This is a genomic window from Myxococcus sp. CA039A, from assembly GCF_013336645.1.
GTDB classification, from domain to species: Bacteria; Myxococcota; Myxococcia; order Myxococcales; family Myxococcaceae; genus Myxococcus; species Myxococcus llanfairpwllgwyngyllgogerychwyrndrobwllllantysiliogogogochensis.
The window spans coordinates 1-19,497 of the sequence record NZ_JABUMQ010000209.1 but is presented as its reverse complement, the minus strand read 5'-3'; the positions used below and the strand labels follow the sequence as shown (position 1 = coordinate 19,497).

Annotated in this window: 13 protein-coding genes, 5 tRNA genes and 1 other RNA gene; 13 read left to right on the top strand and 6 right to left on the bottom strand. The window is 68.9% G+C overall.

Going from position 1 to position 19,497, the window contains the following annotated elements; genetic code table 11:
* Together HR086_RS29960 and HR086_RS29955 are read right to left on the bottom strand one after the other, a co-directional pair.
* Positions 1-732: SDR family oxidoreductase (locus HR086_RS29960; protein ID WP_174467342.1), on the bottom strand; the 732-nt coding region annotated here is incomplete at its 3' end.
* A 40-nt stretch (positions 733-772) separates the two neighbouring features.
* Entirely contained in the window at positions 773-1,627 is an 855-nt protein-coding gene (locus tag HR086_RS29955) for a lysophospholipid acyltransferase family protein (RefSeq protein WP_141647253.1), read from the bottom strand.
* An 89-nt stretch (positions 1,628-1,716) separates the two neighbouring features.
* On the opposite strand from HR086_RS29955, the gene HR086_RS29950 reads away from it, so the two are divergent.
* Positions 1,717-3,030, top strand: coding sequence for a DUF2252 family protein (locus HR086_RS29950; protein ID WP_174467341.1), 1,314 nt, complete (start codon positions 1,717-1,719; stop codon positions 3,028-3,030).
* Between the two features lie 79 nt (positions 3,031-3,109).
* Positions 3,110-3,817 carry a triacylglycerol lipase gene (locus tag HR086_RS29945; protein WP_254626522.1) on the top strand — a complete coding sequence of 236 codons (708 nt, stop codon included), beginning with the start codon at positions 3,110-3,112 and terminating at the stop codon, positions 3,815-3,817.
* A 3-nt stretch (positions 3,818-3,820) separates the two neighbouring features.
* Here the strand turns inward: HR086_RS29945 and HR086_RS29940 are convergent, their stop codons facing one another.
* From HR086_RS29940 to HR086_RS29930, 3 genes are all read right to left on the bottom strand, one after another.
* A complete protein-coding gene (locus tag HR086_RS29940) occupies positions 3,821-4,759 on the bottom strand; it encodes a polysaccharide deacetylase family protein (protein ID WP_174467340.1) in 939 nt (312 codons plus the stop codon).
* A 19-nt stretch (positions 4,760-4,778) separates the two neighbouring features.
* A complete protein-coding gene (locus HR086_RS29935; protein ID WP_141647250.1) occupies positions 4,779-5,489 on the bottom strand; it encodes a glycosyltransferase family 2 protein in 711 nt (236 codons plus the stop codon).
* A 91-nt stretch (positions 5,490-5,580) separates the two neighbouring features.
* The gene (locus tag HR086_RS29930) at positions 5,581-6,894 is read right to left on the bottom strand and encodes an NAD(P)/FAD-dependent oxidoreductase (RefSeq protein WP_141647249.1); all 1,314 of its coding nucleotides are present in this window, start codon (positions 6,892-6,894) and stop codon (positions 5,581-5,583) included.
* Positions 6,895-7,090: 196 nt separating this feature from the next.
* Here HR086_RS29930 and HR086_RS29925 point away from each other — a divergent pair, with 196 nt between their 5' ends.
* From HR086_RS29925 to ffs, 9 genes are all read left to right on the top strand, one after another.
* Entirely contained in the window at positions 7,091-11,629 is a 4,539-nt protein-coding gene (locus tag HR086_RS29925; protein WP_174467339.1) for a tetratricopeptide repeat protein, read from the top strand.
* Between the two features lie 136 nt (positions 11,630-11,765).
* Positions 11,766-13,046 carry a serine--tRNA ligase gene (gene serS / locus HR086_RS29920; RefSeq protein ID WP_174464216.1) on the top strand — a complete coding sequence of 427 codons (1,281 nt, stop codon included), beginning with the start codon at positions 11,766-11,768 and terminating at the stop codon, positions 13,044-13,046.
* Positions 13,047-13,146: 100 nt separating this feature from the next.
* A tRNA-Ser gene (locus tag HR086_RS29915) sits at positions 13,147-13,233 on the top strand.
* A gap of 42 nt (positions 13,234-13,275) precedes the next feature.
* Positions 13,276-13,365: transfer RNA gene (locus tag HR086_RS29910), tRNA-Ser, on the top strand.
* A 30-nt stretch (positions 13,366-13,395) separates the two neighbouring features.
* Positions 13,396-13,469 (top strand) — tRNA-Arg (locus HR086_RS29905).
* Positions 13,470-13,493: 24 nt separating this feature from the next.
* A complete protein-coding gene (gene tadA / locus HR086_RS29900; RefSeq protein WP_141647247.1) occupies positions 13,494-13,961 on the top strand; it encodes a tRNA adenosine(34) deaminase TadA in 468 nt (155 codons plus the stop codon).
* A 6-nt stretch (positions 13,962-13,967) separates the two neighbouring features.
* Positions 13,968-14,054: transfer RNA gene (locus tag HR086_RS29895), tRNA-Ser, on the top strand.
* A 13-nt stretch (positions 14,055-14,067) separates the two neighbouring features.
* A tRNA-Ser gene (locus tag HR086_RS29890) sits at positions 14,068-14,154 on the top strand.
* A gap of 33 nt (positions 14,155-14,187) precedes the next feature.
* An RNA gene (ffs, locus tag HR086_RS29885) (signal recognition particle sRNA small type) lies at positions 14,188-14,280 on the top strand.
* Positions 14,281-14,390: 110 nt separating this feature from the next.
* Here the strand turns inward: ffs and HR086_RS29880 are convergent.
* Positions 14,391-15,845 (bottom strand): glycosyltransferase family 39 protein, encoded by a 1,455-nt coding sequence (locus tag HR086_RS29880; RefSeq protein ID WP_174464193.1) that lies wholly within the window; start codon positions 15,843-15,845, stop codon positions 14,391-14,393.
* A 107-nt stretch (positions 15,846-15,952) separates the two neighbouring features.
* Between HR086_RS29880 and HR086_RS29875 the strand changes: the two genes are divergently transcribed.
* On the top strand, positions 15,953-17,491 hold the full coding sequence (locus HR086_RS29875) for an NAD(P)/FAD-dependent oxidoreductase (protein WP_174467338.1): 1,539 nt from the start codon (positions 15,953-15,955) through the stop codon (positions 17,489-17,491).
* Between the two features lie 55 nt (positions 17,492-17,546).
* Entirely contained in the window at positions 17,547-18,761 is a 1,215-nt protein-coding gene (gene dnaX, locus HR086_RS29870; RefSeq protein ID WP_141647245.1) for a DNA polymerase III subunit gamma/tau, read from the top strand.
* Positions 18,762-19,497 lie beyond the last annotated feature (736 nt).

Sequence of the window (19,497 nt, the reverse complement as noted above, 5' to 3'; positions counted from 1 at the left end):
GATGGGGGAGTTGCCCAGCTCGCGCATCACCGCGGACAGGGGCACTTCTCCGGGGCCGACGATGTTGTAGACGCCCTTGGGCTCCGGGCGCAGGGCCGCCACCATGGCGCGCGCGACGTCCTCCACGTGGATGAGCTGCACCATGGGGTCGAAGCCGGCCAGCATCCACGGGTGGCGCAGGCGCAGGTAGTTGGAGGGCGCGTTCTTGATGGTGGGCCCGACGATGTGGACGGGCCGCAGAATCACCGTCTCGATGTGCGGGTGCTTCCAGAAGAAGCCATGCGCGAGCATGTCCACTTCAATCAAGTCCCGCACGCCGGAGAAGCGGCTGGCCGCCATGAGCGGCGCGTCCTCGGTGAGGAAGTTGGAGTTGTCCGGGCTGGGTCCGTAGACGTTCGCCGAGGACAACACGACGACCTTCTTCACGCCGTACTTCGCGCAGTACTCCAACAGGCGCGTGGTGCCCACGACGTTGAAGGAGTGGTGCTCCTCCTCGCTCATCCGCGGGTCATGCATGATGCCCATGTGGATGACGGCGCGGACCTCGTTCTTGCGGAAGACGTCCTCCGCCTTCTTCTTGCGCAGGTCCAGCTCGTACATCTCCACGTCTTTCGGCCGGCCCACGAAGGGACGCCGGTCGATGCCGATGATGCGCTCGTGCTTGTGGAGGAGCTTGGCGAGGGTGCGGCCGAGGTTGCCGCTGATACCCGTGACGACGACGGCCGGTCTCATGGTGCGAGCCTCATAACACCGTCAGCTGGGGCGCGGGCGCTCACCAGAACACCCCGCGACGCTCCTTGAGTCCCTGGTGAAGCATGGACTGGATGGCCGCCTTCACGGTGCGGACCTTCTTGTCCAGCTCGCTGTCCTCGTCGTCCGGGCGTCCCGTGAAGTGCATCGGGTCGCCGTAGTACAGGCGGTACTTGGTGGGCAGCGGGAAGGGCAGGCCCGTGGGGGTGACGGGGAAGGACGGGAAGCCGAGCAGCTTCGCCACGGGCTTGAGGTCCATGAGCGCGGGGGCCTGTTCCTCGGCGCCGACGACGGCCACGGGGACAATGGGCGTGCGCGTCTCCAGCGCCAGGCGCATGAAGCCCAGGCCGAACTCCTGGAGCTGGTAGCGCTGGGGCCACAGCTTGTTGATGCCGCGCAGCCCTTCCGGGAACACGAGGATGGCCTCGTCGGACTCCAGGAGCCGCCGGCAGTTCTCCGGCGTGCCGACAATCTGGCCCATGCGCGCCATGAAGGTGGAGACGTACGGCAGGGACGGCACCCACTTCTCCACCATGCTGCGCATGGCGCGGGGCGGACTGGCCTCCAGCATCAGGGAGACGCCAATCATGGCGCCGTCCAGGGGGAGCTGGCCGGAGTGGTTGGACACCAGCAGCACGCGGCCGGCGGGGACCTTTTCGATGCCGTAGGTCTCCACGCGGAAGTAGTTGCGGTAGAGCCACAGGAAGGGCGCCACCGCCGACAGGCTGAAGTCGAGGTTGTAGCCGAACGGGTCGACCCCGTACTCGTTCTCAGGCCGAACCAGGGCCTGCATCCGCTCTTTCTGCTCGTCGTTGGCCAGGCGGTCGGTCCATTCGCGCAGGCCCTTCTTCACTCGGTCGCCGAGTCGCTCCAGCATATCCCTGGTTCTTTACACCACCGGCCCCCGTACCGGGAGTGGGGAAACCTTGCCGTGCCCATCCGGGATAACGTGAGGGGCCCACGCCCATGCGAATTCGTCCCCGCCCCGCGGCTTCCACCCCGAAGGCCGCAGCTCCCGTCTCGGCGCCCGCCAGCAGCGCCAGGGCCTCCGCGTCCACCCTCCGACGCGCGCCCGGGCAGGCGGTGACGTTCAGCCAGGACTTCCATGCGCGGCTGGACCTGCCTCCCGCGCGCCTCGAGGAGAAGCTGGCGTTGATGCGCGAGCGCCCCTCGTCCTTCTTCCGGATGATGCCCGCGCTCTTCCACGCGGACCTGCGAGGCCCCTACTTCGCCGAGGCCCGGCTGGTGGACCGCCCCGCGCCCCGAATCCCGGTGGTGGGTGACGCGCACGTGGGAAACCTCGGCACCTTCCGCGGGCCAGAGGGCAAGCCGGTGTGGGGACTCAACGACTTCGACCAGGCCGGGCGCGGCTCGCCGGAGGTGGATCTGACGCGCATGGCGACCAGCGCCGTGCTCACCGCGCGCGAGTCGGGGCTGTCCTCCAAGGAACAAGAGGTCATCCTCCGGGCCTTCGCGGACGCATACTTCTCGACACTCGAGTCGCTCGCCGGAGGTGCGGAGAACCCCGGGGCATTCCTCACCAAGAAGGAGGCCACCGGCCCGGTGGATGACCTCCTCGGGGACGCGAACGACACCTCGCGAGAGGCCCTGGTGAAGAAACATGCCCGGATGGAGGGCCCTGACGCCGCGAGCTTCCGGACCTCGGACACGTTGAAGTCGGTCTCCCCCGCGAAGCAGCGGGAGGTGCGGGCCGCCCTGGCGGACTCCCTGGCCGCGCTGACGGGACGGCAGGACATCGCCCTGCCGCCGCGCGTGCTGGACGTGGCCCAGCGGCTGGACGCGGGCGGCAGCAGCTATGGGCTGGAGCGGTACTGGGTGCTGGCGCGCGCGGCGGACCCGAAGGCGCCTCCCGTGCTGCTGGAGCTGAAGGAACTGCTCGCCCCGAGCGTGGAGTCGCCTCCGCTTCCAGCGGACGGAAGCGCGGTGGTGGACGCGCAGCGCCGGCTCTCCAGCCACGCCAACCCGCTCACCGGTGCCACTCGCATGGGAGGGCGGGCCTTCCTGGTGCGCGAGCTGGAGCCGGAGAAGGCGAAGCTGGGAGACGGGGCGCTGACGGGAAAGAAGGACCTGGTCTCGGTCTTCACCCAGGTGGGCCAGGTCCTGGCTCGGGCCCACGGCGCCACGCCCAAGCAGGCGCGCGAGCTGCGGTCCTGGGTGGGCGACGACGCGGCACAGGCCACGGGCCGGCTGTCGGCCTTCGCGCGGGCCTATGCCGACCAGGTGCGAGCGGATTGGAGTGCACTGCGTGACGGCACCTGAGCCCCGGGCCGCCACGAGTGGACGAATGCCCCCGTGGCCCCATGCCAGCCAGGGGTGACGTCGCCATGTCTCGCCCCGCATGCGCACGATGCTCGTCCTGCTGGGCCTGGCCTGGCTCTTCTCGGGGTGCGCCGTGACGGCCGCCGCGCTCGCCGCGTCGTCTCCACGGCTGGCGCCCGTGGAGCAGCGCGTGCCCGTGCTGCTCGTCCATGGCATTGGCGACGACGCCAGCGCCTTCGACCTGCTGCGCCGCCGGCTGGAGCTCGAGGGCTGGCCCCATGTCCACGCCCTCTCCATGGTCCCCAACAACGGCAGTGAGGGGATTCCCGTGCTGGCCCGGCAGGTGGCCCGTGAGGCCGAGGCCCTGCGTGCACGCACCGGCGCCCGCCGCGTGGACGTGGTGGGCTTCAGCATGGGGGCGCTCGTCACGCGCTACTGGGTGCAGTTGCTCGGAGGGCGTCTGGTGGTGAGGCGCTTCGTCTCCATCTCCGGCCCTCATGCGGGCACGGGCCTGGCGTTCCTGGGACGAGGCAAGGGCGTGGCGCAGATGAGGCCCGGCAGCAGACTCCTGCGGGCACTCCAGCAGGACCCTCGTCCCTGGGGCAGCACGGAGGTGCACAGCTTCTGGACGCCGTGGGATTTGACCATCCTCCCCGCCTCCAGCTCACGGCTACCGGGGGCCAGCGAGCGCACCTTTCCCGTGCTGCTCCACCCGTGGATGCTCACGGACCCGCGCGTGCTGGACTCGGTGGTGGACGTGCTCGGCTCGCCCGCCGTGGCCAGGTGACGCTCAGAGCGTGGCGGACAGCCGCCCGGCCGCGTCTCGCAGCGTGACGACGTCGCATTCGGACTTCAGCCAGCCGAAGATTTCACGCAACCGCTCGAGCTTCCGCGTCGCGCCAACGCGCAGGTCCCGCTGCTGTCGGACCAGCTCGCCGGGAATCCCGTCCGTTGCGTCCAGCACGTCCACGCCGTGGAGTTCGAAGTTGAAGAACGCGTCGCGGCGGCAGGAGCGCCACGCACCTCGCAGGGTCCGCAGCGGCAGCGTGGTGGCGAAGGTGCCGATGAACGGGAAGCGCAGGGCGGGCGTCACCGCCATGGGCAGCTCCAGCACCGAGCCTGTGCCCCGTCGATAGGGCCGGGCCGGGTCCGGGCGGTACGGCACGCGGGGCGCGAGCAGCACGCGAGGCGTGTCGAGCACCGAGCGAGACGGGCGCCCCATCAGCGACAGCGCGCCCATCACCGCCGCCTTGGCCGCGTAGTACGGCGTGGCGGGAAACGCGGAGGAGCCATACCGGTAGCCCAGCTCGACGGTGGCCGCGTAGAGGTCCGCGTTCAGTGTGTAGCCCGGCGCGCGGAAGCCCTCGGGCCGTACGCCCGTGGCCGCGAGGATGGCCGCATCGGCGCGCCGCAGGTCCTCCAGGATGGCGGCGGGGCCCCGGCGCGTGAGGGCGTAGTCATGCGAGTGGCTGTGGCTGGCCACCTCGATGCCCGCTTCATGGGCCGCGCGCATACCCGAGGAGGCAATGGTGTCCGCCTCCAGGTCCTCGCCGATGGCGAAGAAGGTGCCCGGCGCGCCGAGCGTGTCGAGCAGCTCGCGGAAACGAGGCACCGCCACGGCATGGACGAGGGAGCGGGCGCGCGCATCCAGCAGCGACTCCGGCAGGCCGTGGATGCGGCAGTAGTGCGGCAGGGAGTCGAGGTCGACGGAGATGGACGCCAGCCTCACGGTGTGCGCCCTCCCCTGCTCACGTGCCGCGAATGCGGATGACGTAGAACAGCTTGCCCACGTTCTTGAGCACGTTGGGCACGCGCTTGAAGAGGTGGATGGACGGCTGGCGCTTCTCGTGGAGCTGGATGGGAATCTCCATCACCCTCAGCCCCTCGCGCCAGGCGCGGATGACGAACTCGCTGGCGAACACGTCCATGTCCACCACGCACTTCTGGATGACCGGGAGGAGCGCCTCGCGGCGGAACGCCTTGAGCCCGTGCGTGTCCGTGCCCTGGAAGCCCAGCGTCACCTTCAGGAGCTTGTTGTGCACCCGGGTGGCCGCGCGGCGGATGAGGGGGCGCTGGTCGCTGGCGCCCTTGGCCGCCTTGGAACCCACGACCATGTCCGCCTCGCCCCGCTCCAGGCGCGGCAGCGCCGCGTCGTAGAAGGTGACGTCACAGAGGTCGATTTCGTCACAGATGACGTAGGTGCCCCGGGCCATGCTGATGCCGGCCTTGAGGGCGACGCCGTAGTTGGGGCGCTCCGAATGGAACCAGCGCAGGCGCGGGTGCTTCGCGCACAGCTCGTCGAGGATGCGCGGCGTGGCGTCCCGGGAGCCGTTCTCCGCGAAGATGATTTCGTAGTCGAGTCCACGCGCATCCAACCCCTGGCGGAGCTCGTCCGCCGCCGAGGTGATGATGGACTCCTCGTTGTAGACAGGGATGACGACGGACAGGTGCGGTGCCATGGAATCAGGTCCGGACAGGCTGCGGTCCGGTCCGCCTAGCATGCCCCGCGCCACCCGTCGACAAGATGCGGCGCGGCGCGTCTCGACTTCGTCAGCCGTTCAGCGTCCGGGCACACGCCCGCCCGCCAAGGATGGCGTCCTCCATGGACGAGTACTCCCACTGTCCGTAGCGGCCCGCCGTGAGGATGCCCGCGTGCTCCAGGAAACGGAGGATTTCCGCCTTCGCGGGCCCGTAAGCGTCGTCGTAGAGGACGTAGGCGTGGGGAATCTCCCGGGCCTGGGCGAAGAGGACGTCGTCCGCGGAGTGGATCATCTGCGAGCGCAGCAGGTCCTCCACGGCGTACTTCTCCGCGGCGGCCGGGGACAGCTCGCCGTGGTGGCTGTACTCCACGTAGAACGTCGCGGTGTCCTTGGGGGCCAGCGCGTCGTACACCGCCGAGGGTGAGCCGATGCGGTACGTGTGGAACTCCGGCTCCGGCAGGTAGATCCAATGCCAGGGCTGCCGGTTGGCGCCCTTGGCGGCCACGGCGACGTAGGTGACGGTGGTGGCGCGCAGACGCTTCGCGGCGGCGACAACCTCGTCGGGAACTCCCGAGGCGCCCTGGGCCAGGAGTCGCACCAGGCCGGGCAGCGACACGGTGGACACCAGCCCCGAGTAGGACAGCGTCCGGCCGTCGGACAGCACGACCTTGCGCGCCTTCCAGTCGATGGAGGTGGGCTCGGTGCGGACGCTCAACTCGCCGCCCTTCAAGTCTCGCAGCATGGCGCGGGCCAGGCTCTCGATGCCGCCCTCGCGCGGGTAGACGAAGGACGCGTTGTAGCCCACCGCGTCGCTGCCCGCGCCGAGCGCTCCGTCCACCACTTCCTTGAGAGAGGGCCGGGGCACGAAGCGACCCACCCAGGCGGCGGACAGCTCACGGGGGTGCACCGTCCAGAGCTTCTGGTTGTAGGGCACCATGAAGTTCTTCGCGAAGCCCTCGCCCATGTAGCGGAGGATGAACTCCTCGAAGTCGCGAGGCTCCCGCTCACGCAGCGCTCGGCCCTTCTCGCCGTAGATGGCCTCCACGTACCCGACGAGGTTCTCCGCGACGACGTCCGGCGGCAGCCCGTGGGTGTTCACCTGGTACGGGAAGCGCGTGAAGACGCCGCGCGTGAAGATGCCCGCCTTGCGCTGGATGCGGACCATCTGCCCCGGCAGCCAGCGTGTGTTCACCAGTTCCTGGATTTCGGCGTCCCGCAGGTGGAGCCAGTGCCCGGTGGGGTCGAAATAACACCCATCGATGACCTCGGTCTTGATGAGGCCGCCGACCCGGTCTGACTTCTCGATGAGGAGCCAGGGCTTCTGGAGGAAATGGGCGGTGGAGAGACCCGCGAGCCCCGCTCCCAGGATGACGATGGGTTCCATACCGGGTCGGTCCTACCACCTCCTCCGGGTGAGGGGGAGCCGAACGCGCGGTGCCAGGGGCGCGAAATCTCAAGCCCCCTCGGCCGCCCGCCTGGGAGTAAAGGGGGGGACCGCTTCCACTGCGGGCTGGCGCGTTCTTTCCGGGCTGGAAACGCCTCTGGTAGCCTGCGCGCGCCGGTCCCGTCGAAGGAACCCCATGAAAGTCTCCTGCCCGTCTTGCCAGACGAATTACAACATCGATGACAAGCGGATCCCCCCGGGTGGCGCGAAGCTCAAGTGCGCCCGGTGCCAGACCACCTTCCCCATCAGACCCGAGGGAGTGAGCGCAGCGGCCCCTGCCGCGCCTGCTCCGTCGGCCGCCGCCATTCCCCTGCCTGGTGCGTCCGCGCCGAGCGCCGCCGCGATTCCCCTCCCCGGGGCCGCGCCGTCGGGCGCCATCGCGATTCCCCTCCCGGGCGCCGCGCCCTCGGGGGCCATCGCCCTGGGGCACGAGGCCATTCCCCTCCCGGGCGCCGCCCCACAGTCCGATGGCTTCGGCTACGACGCGGGTGCCATTCCGCTGCCCGGCGCCTCCGCTCCGCACGACGACTTCGGCTACGACGCGGGTGCCATTCCGCTGCCCGGTGCCTCCGCTCCGCACGACGACTTCGCCTTCGACGCGGGCGCCATTCCGCTGCCCGGTGCCTCCGCGCCGCAGGATGATTTCGGCTACGACGCGGGCGCCATTCCGCTGCCCGGCGCCTCCGCTCCGCAGGATGACTTCGGCTACGACGCGGGCGCCATTCCACTGCCTGGTGCCTCCGCGCCTTTCGACTCCGGTGCCATCCCGCTGCCGGGTGTCGCGTCTTCGTCTGGCGCCATTCCCCTGCCGGGCGCGGTGGACGCGTTCAGCGAGGGCTTCGACGACGTGGAGCCGCCCGTCCGCCAGGACCGGGACGTGACGCGGGTCGTGGCCATTCCGATGCCCAACGCGGCGTTCCGCGAGCCGCCGCGGCCCGCGGCACCCCCTCCGCCCAAGGCGGGGCGCGAGTTCGACTTCTCGGACGACTCGCTGGCGCCGCCGGTGGACCTGGCCCACGGCTCCGTCGAAATGCCCGACGTGACGGGCACCGCGCGCGACTTCGACTTCTCCGACGACGCGCTTCCCGTGCCCGCGCAGCCTGAAGCGGATCCCTTCGCCTTCGACGTCGAGACCCCGAGCGGCGAAGCCACCGCCTTCGCGCTGCCTCCCACGCCCAACCCCGCGCATGCCGGCTACCCGGTCGAGGCGAACCCGTTCGCGCTGCCTCCGCCTCCCGCGTACGCGGAGGCGCCCATGACGGAGGACCCGTTCGCGCTGCCGCCTCCGCCGTTGGAAGCAGACCCCTTCGCGCTGCCTCCGCCTCCCGCGTATGCGCAGGCGCCGATGACGGAGGACCCCTTCGCGCTGCCGCCTCCGCCCTCGGGGGGACCGTCGTTCGACTTCGCCGAGCTGCCCGTGCCCGCGGGGGAGGATCCGTTCTCCGCGTCGCAGCCCACCGCGGGAGCGATGGACTTCTCGGACCTGCCATCGCCCGCCGCGCCCGGGATGGACTTCTCCGACCTGCCGTCGCCAGCCGCGCAGCCGCAGGACCTGTCGTTCGACTTCGCATCACCCCCCTCGCCCGGGTTCAACGCGGATTTCGGTTCCGCGCCCGCGCCGGTGCCGGACTTCAGCCTCGACTTCGCCGAGCCCCCGCCTCCCGCCGCGCCTCCCGCGTCGTTCAACCCCTCGGTGGACTTTGGCGACGTGGACTTCGGGATGCCGCCGACTCCCGCGGCGTCGCCCGGCATCCCGGACTCGCTCGAGTTCGACCCCACCGCGAGGCCCGGTGACGACCTGGAAGCGGACCTCTCCGACCCCCTGCCGCCCCCGCCCAACGCGGGTCCGGCGGACGGTCTGGAGATGCTGTCCTTCATCGACGACGCCGCGAGCCGCGAGACGGGCCAGGCCGGCGCCAAGGTGCGCCGCTTCCACGTCCGCCGCCGCTCCGGCAAGGTGTTCGGCCCGTTCGACGAGGGCGTCGTCGTCAAGATGCTCGAGGACGGGCAGCTGCTCGGCAACGAGGACGTCTCCCTGGACTCGGAGTCGTGGTCGGCCATCGGCACCATCCCCACCTTCGCCTCCGCCATCCAGAGGCTGATGGAGGGCCCGTCCAAGGTCGTGGCCGCCGCGCCCGTCGCCACCGCGTCGGACTCCGAAGCCCCTCGCGCCGACCCGGGTGGAACGCAGGCGAACATGCGTCGCCTGGAGCAGCTCTACGAAGGTCGCATGGCCGCGGTCTCCGTCGTGGACCGCAGTGGCGCCGATGCGAAGATCAAGAAGCGCATCCCCCTGTTCATCGCCGCCGGCGTGGCCGTGTTGATGCTGGGCATCGGCGTGGGCACGGAGTTCGGCACGCGCTACGGTGCCTTCGGTCGCCGGGCCATCTTCCCCGCGCGCGTCTCGGACGGCTCGCCCCAGGCGCAGCTCGTGAGCCAGGCGCGCCAGGCGCTCCTCCAGGACACCTTCGCCAGCTACAAGCAGGCGCACACCCTCTCCGCGCAGGCGCTCCAGGAGAAGGAGTATCCGGCGGTGCGCTCGCTGTGGTGCCAGTCCGTCTACTACCTGCAGCGCAAGTACGCCGCGGCCGACATGGCCGACATGAGCCGCTGCCGCGAGGCGATGGCGGACATCGCGCTGCTGGGCGAGAAGGACGTCGACGTCATCAAGGCGGCCGCGTCGCTCGCGCTCACCTCCCGACAGGCGGACGCGGCGCTGCCCCCGCTGCTGGACGCCTTCAGCCGCGAGGCGAACCAGGCGGACCTGGAGCTGGCCTTCCTCGTGGCCGAGGCCCAGGCGATGAAGCGCGACCAGAACAGCGCCATCGAGACGCTGAAGAAGGTGCTCGCCGCGGACCCCAAGTCCGCCAAGGCCCACCACGCGCTGGGCAACCTGCACCAGGCCGCGGGCCGTGCCGACGAGGCCGCCGCCTCGTACGCCGCCGCGCTCGAGGCCGACCGCAAGCACGCCGCCTCCGCCGTGGAACTCGCGGCCGTGCAGCTGCTGGTGCGCAAGGATGCCGAGAAGGGCACCCAGTCCGTGGAGGAGGCTCTCGCCGAGGACGTCCAGTCCGCGCTCGGTCCCGCGGAGCTCGCTCGCGCCCGGGGACTCAAGGGCGTGGCGCTCTTCCACCAGCACAAGCCCAAGGAGGCGGAGGCGGAGCTGAAGTCCGCCCTGGAGAAGGACCCTCAGTCCGACTTCCTCAAGGCGCAGCTGGCCCACGTGATGCGCGCCCAGCGCAACTACGAAGGCGCCCTGCCGCTGTACACGGCGCTGGCCTCAGAAGAGGGTGACAACCTGGAGTACGCCGACGGCCACATCACCTCGCTGGTGATGACCGGGAAGATGCAGGCCGCGCTGGAGGCGGTGCAGAAGGCCAGCGGGAGCTTCCCCAATGAGGCCCGCATCGCCTACCTCTACGGCCGCATCGAGGACGCCCTGGACAAGCTCTCCGAGGCGGAGGGCCACTACAAGCGCGCCATCGCCGCGGACGCCACCCTGGTGGAGGCCAACCTCTACCTGGGCCGCTTCTACCTGCGGCAGCGCCGCAACGCGGAGGCCCGCACCCAGTTGGAGCAGGCCGCCACCAAGGCCCCGGACCTCGCGGGCGTGCGCGCCGGTCTGGGTGAGCTGGCCCTGGCGGAGAACAACGCGCTGCTCGGCCAGCAGGAGTTCGAGCGCGCCGTGCAGCTCGACCCGAACCTCGCCGACGCCCACCTGGGCCTGTCGCGCGTGGCGCTGCTCAACAACGACCTGGAGAAGGCTCAGACGGAGGCCAACCGCGCCCTGGAGCTGGACCCCCACTTGCTGAAGGACGGTCGGCTGCAGCGCGGCATCGTGCTGTGGCGCCTGGGCAAGCTCGACGAGGCCGTGGCCGAACTGGAGAAGGCCAAGGCGGAGGACCCTCGCTCCACCACGATTCCCATCACCCTGGGCGCGGTGCTGCTGGAGCGTGGAGACCTGCCCGGCGCGGAGAGCAACCTGGGCCTCGCGCTGAGCAACGAGCCCTCCAACCACGAGGCGCTCTACTATCTGGCGCTCGTGAAGGCGAAGCGGATGGAGTTCACCCAGGCCATGGACGCCATGCGCAAGGCCGTGGAGCGCGCCCCCAAGCGCCCCGACTACCACTACGCCTACGGCGTCATCCTCCGCGACGCGAAGAACCTGCCGGACGCCATGCGCGAGTGGAACACCGCCGTGGAACTGGACCCGGCCAACGCGGACGCGCACGAGGCACTCGGCCACGCCCACCTGGAGAACGGCGAGTTCGACGAGGCCATCTCCTCCTTCGAGGACAGCCTCAAGTCAGACCCGCGCCGGACCCGGGTGCTCGGCTCCATCGGCGACGCGTACTTCAACGCGGCCCGCTGGAACGACGCCATCAAGCGCTACCAGACGGCCCTCAAGGCGGACGCGAAGCTGACACACGTCTACTACAAGGTCGCCCGCGCCTTCACCGAGCAGGCCCAGCACGCCAAGGCCATCGACTGGTACCGCAAGGCCTCCAGCGTCGAGCCGGAAAACCCGATGACCTACTACTACCTGGGCTTCGCCTATAAGGAGAAGAACAAGCGCCGGGAAGCCGTGCAGGCCTTCAAGGACTACCTCGTGAAGAAGCCGGACGCGACGGACAAGAAGGACATCGAGGAAGAGATCTACGACCTGCAGAACTAGCCGCCAGCCGACAGCCGGCCGTCCTTCCAGGGATGGCCGGCGTCAGGCCCCCGGCGGTCGGGGCGTCCGCCCTTGAGCACCCCGGGCGCGAGGAGTCTTGCTGACGCCCACCGAGGGTGACTACAAGGCGTCCCCCATGCTGGACCTCCGGAACGTTGCGCAGAACTTCGATGCGGTCGTCGCTCGCCTGAAGACGCGGGGCGGCAACCTGGACCTCGGCCCCTTCCAGGCGCTGTTCTCCGAGCGCGGGAAGCTGTTCGCCTCCATGGAGGCGCTGGCCGCGCGCCGCAACGCCGCCAACGAGGAGATGAAGAAGAAGGCGAAGGAGGACCCCAATGCGCTGGACGCACTGCGCGGCGACCTTCGCGCCGTCTCCCAGGACATCAAGGACAAGCAGAACCGCCTCAAGGAAGTGGAGGAGGAGATCGACCGCATCCTCCTGCTCATCCCCAACTTGCCGCACGAGTCCGTGCCCGTAGGAGCCAGCGCGGACGAGAACGTCCAGGTGAAGAGCTGGGGTGAGAAGCCGAACCTGCCCTTCACGCCGAAGCAGCACTTCGAGCTGGGGGAGAAGCTGGGCATGCTCGACTTCGAGCGCGCCGCGAAGGTCTCCGGCAGCCGCTTCACCTTCTACAAGGGCGCCCTGGCGAGGCTTGAGCGTGCGCTCGTCACGTTCATGATCGATGTGCACACCCAGAAGGGCTACACGGAGCTGCTTCCGCCCTATCTGGTGCTGCGCGAAACGATGATGGGGACGGGCCAGTTGCCCAAGTTCGAGGATGACGCCTTCAAGACGCTGGGCGACCCCGAGCGCTTCCTCATCCCCACCGCGGAAGTGCCCGTCACCAACTACCACGCGGACGAAATCCTCGAGGGCGAGTCGATGCCCATCCGCTACTGCGCCTTCAGCCCGTGCTTCCGCGCGGAGGCGGGCGCCGCCGGCAAGGACACCCGCGGCCTCATCCGCCAGCACCAGTTCCACAAGGTGGAGATGGTGAAGTTCGCCCAGCCCGACAAGAGCCTGGAAGAGCTGGAGTCGATGACGGACGACGCGTGCGACATCCTGCGCCGCCTGGGCCTGCACCACCGGGTGATGCTGCTGTGCACCGGAGACATGGGCTTCTCCGCCCGCAAGACGTACGACATCGAGGTCTGGCTGCCGGGGCAGAACGCGTACCGGGAGATTTCGTCCTGCTCGGACTGCGGCGACTTCCAGTCCCGCCGGGCGAAGATTCGCTTCCGGGCCCAGAAGGGGGACAAGCCGCAGCTCGTCCATACCCTGAACGGCAGCGGGCTCGCGGTGGGCCGCACTTCCATCGCCATCCTGGAGAACTACCAGCGGGACGACGGCACCGTCGCCATCCCGGAAGTGCTCTGGCCCTACATGGGCGGCATCAAGGAACTGAAGCCGCTCTAGAACTGTGATCATCCGCTTGCAACGGGCGCGGAATGAGGTAGAAGGGCGGCCCCACGGTCGACGTCGGTCCGAGGGACACCGCCGGCTGAAGTTGTTGTATGGAGGCGTGGCCGAGCGGTTGAAGGCAGCGGTCTTGAAAACCGCAGAGGGTGCAAGCTCTCCGTAGGTTCGAATCCTACCGCCTCCGAATTTGTGCTTGAATTTTGCGGTTCTTTGACAGAGAAGAGTTGGAGAGATGGCCGAGAGGCTGAAGGCACAGGTTTGCTAAACCTGCATACTCGAAAGGGTATCGAGGGTTCGAATCCCTCTCTCTCCGCCACCTGTTGTTGTAGCAGTGCGTGAAGATTTTGCTCCCTTAGCTCAGCTGGATAGAGCGTCGGACTACGAATCCGAAGGCCGGAGGTTCGAATCCTCCAGGGAGCGCTCCCTTCTTTTCACGCCGTCTCCATGAGTGACGACGAAGCTTTCATGCAGCAGGCGCTCGCGCTCGCGCGGGAAGCCGCGACACTCGGAGAGGTCCCCGTCGGTGCGGTAGCGGTCCATGATGGAAACGTCATTGGAACGGGTTTCAACCGCCGCGAAGTGGACCGCAATCCCCTCGCCCATGCGGAAGTCCTCGCACTGGATGCCGCTCGCAGGCATCTGGGGGTCTGGCGGATGACGGGCGTCACGCTTTATGTGACGTTGGAACCGTGCGCGATGTGCGCCGGTGCGCTGGTGCAGTCCCGGGTGACGCGCCTCGTCTTTGGCGCCATGGACCCGAAGGCAGGTGCAGTCGGCTCTCTCTACAATCTGGCCGAAGAGCCTCGTCACAACCACCGGCTCCAGGTCACGAGTGGTATCCTGGCGGAAGACAGCCGGATTCTTCTAAAGTCGTTCTTCGAGCGCTTGCGCGCGAAGCGACGCGACAATTGAATACTTGGAGAGCTGGCCGAGTGGTCGAAGGCACCTGACTCGAAATCAGGCATACCGGGAACGGTATCGTAGGTTCGAATCCTACGCTCTCCGCTCCAGACTTCTTGGAGAGGTGGCCGAGCGGTTGAAGGCGCACGCCTGGAACGCGTGTATATCTGAAAGGGTATCGTGGGTTCGAATCCCACCCTCTCCGTAGTTGTTGTTTCAGCAGTCGATGTCTACATCCTTTGTGGTCGGGACAACGTGGGGGCGCGAACCCCGCCAGGTCCGGAAGGAAGCAACGGTAGCGATCTACCGCGTGTGTCCCGGCCGTTCTGAAGAGCCAGTCTCCCGTTTCGGGGGTCTGGCTCTTCGCCTTTGCGGGTAAGAACACGAGGGGACGCCAGGCGCCTTGCTCACGCCCTCCCCTACCGAGCTTCTGACTCGGCTTCAGTCGCGGACGAGCAGCGTCTCTCGGCCAATGCGCTTCGCGATTCGGAAGCCCGCCGCCTGGATTTCAGGCAGGGCCCGGTCCTCGAAGGTGACAACGCGATTGAAGCGCCGCTCGCGCATGCCCTGCTGGAAGGCGCCGTCCCGGGGCCAGTCGCAGGTGAGCCAGGGAATCTCCTGGCCCAGGTAGAAGAAGCCGCCGGAGCCCCACAGCCCCTCGTTGACGATGACCAGCCCTGTCGCGCCTCCCATCCGGGTCGCCGCGACGATGGCGCGGAACTGGTCCGCGCGGAGATCATTGGGCGGGAAGAAGAACGCGGAAGCGAGCCCCGAGGCCAGCGCCACCGTGGCCAGCCCCCAGCGCACTGCCCCGTGGGCCCGCGAGGTGATGAAGGCGGCGATAACGGGGGCCGCGGCGAGGAGTCCCAACACCAGGGCCGGGTAGAGGAAGCGCTCCTCCTTGTGCGCGGTGGCCAGCAGCACCGCCAGGTAGATGCCCGCACACGTGAGCGGCAGGGACACGCCGGCCTTGCGCTTCAGGGCCCAGAGGCCCAGCGGCACGGCGGCCCAGCCCCAGAGGGGGACCGCCATCAACAGGGGCATCGCGTAGAAGCCCGGGGTCGCCGAGCCGAAACGGGCCGCCGCTTCTCCGGACAGGACGTTGAAGCGGACGTACTTGAAGAACGAATGGAAGGGGCTGCCCCAGGTGACGTGGTCCAGCAGGCCCAGCCCCGCGGCCACCACGAGTCCCCCCAGGCAGGTGAAGGCCAGGAGCTTCCAGCGTCGGGCGGCCATCAACCAGAGCAGCGCCGCGACGACACAGATGGCGGACGGGTAGCGCGTGACCACGGCGAACCCCAGGGCCGCGCCACCGACGAGGCCCGCCCTGCCCTCGCGCTCGCGCCGGTCCAACGCCTCCATCGCCACCACGAGGAAGGACGTGGAGAACGACTCCGCCAGCGTGCGTCCGGCGAAGACGAGCACCGGTCCATAGAGGCCCAGCAGCAGGACGGCCAGCCAGCCTCCCGCGGGGCCAGCTCGACGGGCGGAGAAACGGTATGCGGCCCACAGGCTCCACGCATGCAGCGCGAGTTGGGGGACGGCCACCACCGCGCGATAGCCCTGGGGGTCGGTGATACCGAGCATCCGCGCCAGCTTGAGGAAGGCCGCCAGCACCCCAGGCACAGCCCAGTTGCGGATGCCATCGCGCCACTCCCACGCCAGCACGCCGTAGCCGTGGACGCGCCAGTAGGCGGGTTCCAGGGCCTGATAGACCTCGTCGGGATGGATGCGGCCCAGCTGCGTCACGGCGACGATGGCGGGCAGGAGCGCCACACCCGCGAGCGACAACCAGGTGAGGCGTGTGTGCTTCCGAGGCTCGGGACGATGAGCATCGGCCGGCGGGTTCTCGAGCGACACGGGGGCGGTGGGTGCGTCGGGCAGGGGTGCGGACACGGGCGGTGGGGACTCTCCCCGGCCCCGCGCCCGGGTGCAAGCCAGGTGACGTTTGTCCGGCAGGCCCTCGCTCGGGTAGGAACGCGGTTCCCTGAGGAGGAAGACACATGCCGGACGTCATCGTGGTGGGAGCGGGACATAACGGGCTCGTGACAGCGGCGATGCTCGCGCGCCGGGGCCTGTCAGTCACTGTCCTGGAGGACAAGGACGTCATTGGCGGAGCGTGCCGCACGGAGTACCCGTTCAAGAGCGCGCCGGGGCTTGGCGTGTCCACGGGCGCGTACCTCCTGGGCCTGATGCCGCCGGAGTTGTTGCGCGAGTTGGAGCTGGACCTGCCCCTCAAGCGGAGGGACCCGCACTACTTCCTGCCCACCACGGGCAAGCGATATCTCTTGTTCGGCTCGGACGAGCGCGAGCTGAAGCGCCAGTTCCTGGAGTTCTTCTCCCAGGAGGACTGGGAGGCCAACCAGGCGATGAACACGGAGCTGGGCGCGCTGCGCGACGACCTGGCCCCCTCGTGGCTCCTGCCTCCGCTCTCCATCGAGGAGACCGCCGAGCGCTACATCCGTCCCGCGCTGCGGCAGAACTTCATCCAGCTATGTCGGGGCTCGGCGCGCCAGTACCTGGAGCGCTTCCGCTTCAAGTCCGACTTCGTGAAGGCGATGTACGCGGTGACGGACGCGTTCTCCGGGCTGGACGGCGGCTATGACACGCCGGGGACAGGGATGAACCTGCTCGTCCACAACATGTGCCGACTGCCCGGCAGCGGCGGCACGTGGATGATTGTCGGCGGCGGCATGGGCACCGTCACCCAGGCCATCGCCAACGTCGCGCGCAAGTACGGCGCCACCATCCGCACGGGCGCGAAGGTGACCTCGGTTCGCGTGGACGCGGGCGTGGTGAAGGGCGTGGTGCTGGAGAATGGCGAGGAATTGAGCGCCAACGTCGTCATCTCCAACGGGGACCCGTTCCGCACGCTGAAGCTGGTGGACTCGGCGGCGCTGCCAGCGGACTACCGCGCGAAGGTGAACGCGATGGCGGTGCCGGGCACCACGCTCAAGGTGAACCTGTGCCTGAAGGACCTGCCCAGGTTCACCTGTCTGCCCGAGGACAAGGGCCAGTTCGGTCCCACCATCCACCTGCTGCCGCAGGAGGACGACGTGCTCGGGGCGCTGGAGCGCTCGTACCGCGAGACGCAGGCGGGCAAGCTGTCGGAGTTCCCCTCCATCGAGTGGTACATCCACACCACCGTGGACCCCACGCTGCGCGACGCCGAGGGGCACCACAACTCCGCCCTCTTCGTGGAGTGGGTGCCCTACAAGCTGGAGGGCACCACGTGGGAGAAGGAGGAGTCGCGCTACGTGCAACATCTGCTCTCCATCTGCGACCGCTTCGCCCCGGGGACCAGTGACAAGGTGCAGGAGTACTTCGCCCTCACGCCCCCGAAAATCGAGAGTCACTTCGGAATCACGGGGGGCCACATCCACCATGTGGACAACAAGCGGGGCTTCACCGACCGGCTGCCCTACGAGACGCCGGTGCAGGGGCTCTATTTCTGCAGCGCGGGCTGTCACCCCGCCGGCAGCGTCATCGGCGCGGCCGGCCACAACGCCGCGGGCGTGGTCCTCAAGGCCCTGGGACGCTGAGTCCCAGCGCCTGGAGATGGATCCTCCGCGCCATCGTGTTTAGATGAAGGCCCCCATGAGCTACCTCGTCCTCGCGCGTAAATGGCGCCCGCAGAAGTTCGATGACATGACCGGACAGGAGCACGTCGTCCGGACCATCGCGAACGCCATCAAGATGGACCGGGTCGCTCATGCGTACCTGTTCTGCGGCCCTCGTGGTGTCGGCAAGACGACGGCCGCTCGACTGCTCGCCAAGGCCCTCAACTGTGAGAAGGGCCCCACGGCGACTCCGTGCGGCGAGTGCCGGGCGTGCATCGAAATCGCCAACGGCACCAGCGTGGACGTGGCGGAGATCGACGGTGCGTCCAACAACGGCGTCGAGAACGTCCGCGAGATTCGCGAGAACGCGAAGTACCTGCCGCAGCGAGACCGGCACAAGATCTACATCATCGACGAGGTCCACATGCTGTCCGGAGCGGCGTTCAACGCGCTGCTCAAGACGCTGGAGGAGCCGCCCGGTCACGTGAAGTTCATCTTCGCGACGACGGAGGCGCACAAGCTCCCGGACACGATTCTCTCGCGCTGCCAGCGTCACAACTTCCGCCGCATCTCCGCGGCGCGGATGCTCCAGCGGCTCCAGGAGATCTGCAAGGCGGAAGGCGCGGGCATCTCCGACCGTTCGCTGTCGCTCGTCGTGCGCCAGTCCGAGGGCGGCATGCGCGACGCGCTGAGCCTCCTGGACCAGGTGCTCGCCTCGTGTGGCGCCAGTCCGACGGATGAAGAAGTCGCCGAGGCCCTGGGCGCCATCGACCGGACGATGGTGCAGGACTTCGCCGAGGCGCTGGTGCGCAAGGACGCCAAGCGCATACTCGAGCGCGTGGAGGAGGTCTTCAACCGCGGGCTCGACTTGAAGCGGCTCGCGGAGGAGCTGGCGCTCCAGTTGCGCCACCTCTTCGTCACGAAGACGCTGGGCGAGGCGCCCGCCGAACTGGCTGAGTCCGAGCAGAAGGCGCTCATCGCGCTGGCGAAGGAAGCAGAGAGCGCGCAGCTCACCCGCCTGTTCGACGTGGTGCACGGCAGCGTCTGGGATGTGTCCCGTGCGGCGCAGCCAAGGCTCGCGTTGGAGATGGCGCTCCTGAAGGCCATCCAGTTGTCGCCGGGTGGATCCATTCCGGAGCTGCTGGCGCGGGTAGACCGGCTCGCCGCCGGACTTCCCCAGGGTGAGGGTGCCAACAAGACCAATGCTGGAGCGCCAGGAGGTCGCTCCAGCTCCACGAACTTTCGCGCCTGAGCCCCGCCAGGCTCCTCGTCCGGAAGTCTCCGCCCCGCCTCCCCCCACCTGGGAGGCTCGCGGTACAGCCTTTGATTCCGCTGCTTCGATAGCGCGTGCCCCTTCGGTACCGGCGCCCGCTGGAAGCGCGTCCGGGCCTCTCTCCGATGTCGATACTCGGATAGGGGGGGATGCGCCGTGGTCGACCCAGGGAGCACCTCGCGACACGGGCGCGGCTCGAGTCAGCGAGCACACCCAGGTTCCTCAAGCACCGCTCGGTGCAGGGCCCGCTCGATTCACCGAGTCGACGCAAGGGGGCCAGACGCCGCACTCGGACGGGACTCCTCCCGACGCCCACACCGCTCGCTACGCCGAGCCCGCACAGGCACCCTTCGCCCAGAGCGCTTCAAGCGACGCAAACACCACACGCTACGCTGTGGCCACACAAGGCTCACAGGCGCCCTTCGCCCAGGACGCTTCGCGCGACGCAATCCCCACTCGCTACGACGAGTCCGCACGGGGCTCGCAGGCCCCGAACGTCCAGGCAGCGCCGCGTGACTTCGGAGCCTCGCGCCACGACGAGTCCGCACAAGGCCCGCAGGCCCCAAACGTCCAGGCTGCGCCGCGTGACTTCGGAGCCTCGCGCTACGACGAGTCGGACTACGTGGCCGAGCCTCCAGATGACATCGAGCTGCCTCAGCACCCTGGCGGCGCATCAGACTCAGGCCTCTCGGGTGCCTGGAGCCCACCTCCGCCC

Coding starts and splice junctions, on each gene's coding strand:
- HR086_RS29930 (WP_141647249.1), bottom strand. CDS start 6,894: ATGGAACCCATCGTCATCCTGGGAGCGGGGCTCGCGGGTCTCTCCACC.
- dnaX (WP_141647245.1), top strand. CDS start 17,547: ATGAGCTACCTCGTCCTCGCGCGTAAATGGCGCCCGCAGAAGTTCGAT.
- HR086_RS29955 (WP_141647253.1), bottom strand. CDS start 1,627: ATGCTGGAGCGACTCGGCGACCGAGTGAAGAAGGGCCTGCGCGAATGG.
- HR086_RS29925 (WP_174467339.1), top strand. CDS start 7,091: ATGAAAGTCTCCTGCCCGTCTTGCCAGACGAATTACAACATCGATGAC.
- HR086_RS29935 (WP_141647250.1), bottom strand. CDS start 5,489: ATGGCACCGCACCTGTCCGTCGTCATCCCTGTCTACAACGAGGAGTCC.
- tadA (WP_141647247.1), top strand. CDS start 13,494: ATGAGTGACGACGAAGCTTTCATGCAGCAGGCGCTCGCGCTCGCGCGG.
- HR086_RS29875 (WP_174467338.1), top strand. CDS start 15,953: ATGCCGGACGTCATCGTGGTGGGAGCGGGACATAACGGGCTCGTGACA.
- serS (WP_174464216.1), top strand. CDS start 11,766: ATGCTGGACCTCCGGAACGTTGCGCAGAACTTCGATGCGGTCGTCGCT.
- HR086_RS29950 (WP_174467341.1), top strand. CDS start 1,717: ATGCGAATTCGTCCCCGCCCCGCGGCTTCCACCCCGAAGGCCGCAGCT.
- HR086_RS29945 (WP_254626522.1), top strand. CDS start 3,110: ATGCGCACGATGCTCGTCCTGCTGGGCCTGGCCTGGCTCTTCTCGGGG.